The organism is Virgibacillus sp. MSJ-26 (assembly GCF_018918075.1).
In the GTDB taxonomy this organism is placed as follows: Bacteria; Bacillota; Bacilli; order Bacillales; family Amphibacillaceae; genus MSJ-26.
In genome coordinates this window covers 1-519 of sequence record NZ_JAHLPW010000054.1, presented here as the reverse complement: position 1 = coordinate 519, position 519 = coordinate 1, and the positions used below count along the sequence as shown (strand labels likewise).

1 rRNA gene is annotated in these 519 nt (G+C 45.7%); it reads left to right on the top strand.

Annotated elements, in window-relative coordinates:
* Positions 1-112, top strand: a 16S ribosomal RNA gene (locus tag KQI49_RS18440); the annotation flags it as partial.
* Positions 113-519 lie beyond the last annotated feature (407 nt).

Sequence of the window (519 nt, the reverse complement as noted above, 5' to 3'; positions counted from 1 at the left end):
GAAGTCGGTGAGGTAACCTTTTAGGAACCAGCCGCCGAAGGTGGGGCGAATGATTGGGGTGAAGTCGTAACAAGGTAGCCGTATCGGAAGGTGCGGCTGGATCACCTCCTTTCTAAGGAAAATTAGGAAGCGAGTGCGCCCGTTTAGTGACGTACAAACTGGATGGTTCCTGACGAGATAAAGGAAACACAACGAACGTAAGTGAGTTGATGTTGACTTATCGAAGGAAGGAATCGGAAGTTTGCTAGTCGCTGGGCGCAACGAGCTAGACTATAACGGAATGCGATGAAAATCGTAATGAATCGTCGATTAAAGTCGCCACGTCCTGTGGCAACATCGACACACCTACATCCTGTAGGTGCATACCTGGTTGTTCGGTTCAGTTTTGAGAGAGTAAGTCTCTCTTAAAACCCGCAGCGCTTTAGACTTCTATATAAACTAGAGGTGATTGCTTCTGTGGAATTTGTACCTTGAAAACTAAATAAGAGTAATGTCAACGACATCAAACCTAAAAAGTGA